Origin of the sequence: Candidatus Clostridium stratigraminis, from assembly GCF_045310675.1 — a bacterium.
In the GTDB taxonomy this organism is placed as follows: Bacteria; Bacillota; Clostridia; order Clostridiales; family Clostridiaceae; genus Clostridium_AT; species Clostridium_AT stratigraminis.
In genome coordinates this window covers 1-1057 of sequence record NZ_JBJHZZ010000045.1, presented here as the reverse complement: position 1 = coordinate 1057, position 1057 = coordinate 1, and the positions used below count along the sequence as shown (strand labels likewise).

The following is a 1057-nucleotide window of genomic DNA, read 5'->3' as shown; positions in this document are numbered from 1 at the left end:
TGGATGTAAAGCTAATCCAACAACACCAAGTCCAACAACTCCAACAGCTAAGAAATTCAAGGTAGGTCTTTCTACAGACCAAGGTGGTTTAAATGATAAATCATTTAACCAAGCAGCTGATGCAGGAATCAAAAAGGCACAAACTGATTTAGGAAATATCGATTATAAGCCAATCGAATCAAAACAAAAGGAAGATTACGAACCAAATCTTGATGCTTTAGTAAGTGATGGAAATGATTTAGTATTTGGTGTAGGCTTCCAAATGGAAACTGCAGTAGAGAACATAGCACAAAAATATCCAGACAAGAAGTTTGCTATAATCGACTCAGTAGCAGTTGATAAGTCTGGAAAACAATTGCCAAATGTTGAATCAATAATGTTTAAAGAGCAAGAAGGATCTTTCCTTGTTGGTGTTATAGCAGGAAAGGTTTCAAAAGCACATAAAATTGGATTCATAGGCGGAATAGACGGAGATCTTATTCAAAGATTTGAAACTGGTTTTGCTGCAGGCGTTAAGGCTGTAGATCCTACAGCTGCAAAAGGCTTAATAGACAGAACTACAGTTAAATACGCTGGAAGCTTTGATGATGTAAATAAAGGTTATGAACTTGCTAAATCACTTATAAATGATGGCTGTGATGTTATATATCATGCAGCTGGTGGTGTTGGTATAGGAATGTTCAAGGCTGTTAAAGAAGCTAATGCTGCAGGTAAAAAGGTTTGGGCAATTGGTGTTGACCAAGACCAGGCTGCAACAGTTCCAGAATATAAAGATATAATATTAACTTCATGCATGAAGAGAGTTGACAGTGGTACTTTTGAAGTAACTAAGGAAGCTCAAGCTGGACAATTCAAAGGCGGCACTCAGCTAACACTTGGATTAAAGGAAGATGGAGTTGGTATAGCTCCAAGTTCAAATGTTAATGTACCAGCTGATGTATTATCACTTGAAAAGAAGTATGAAGATGCAATAAAAGCAGGAACAATTGTAGTTCCAGCAAAGAAAGGTGAAGCTGCTAATTTCACAGCTCCATCAATCCAATAATATAATTTAATT

Annotated in this window: 1 protein-coding gene; it reads left to right on the top strand. The window is 36.7% G+C overall.

Annotated features, from left to right (window positions below):
- Positions 1-1045, top strand: a 1045-nt coding sequence (locus ACJDUG_RS17775; protein ID WP_406771205.1) for a BMP family lipoprotein, incomplete at its 5' end; no start/stop codon positions are given.
- Positions 1046-1057 lie beyond the last annotated feature (12 nt).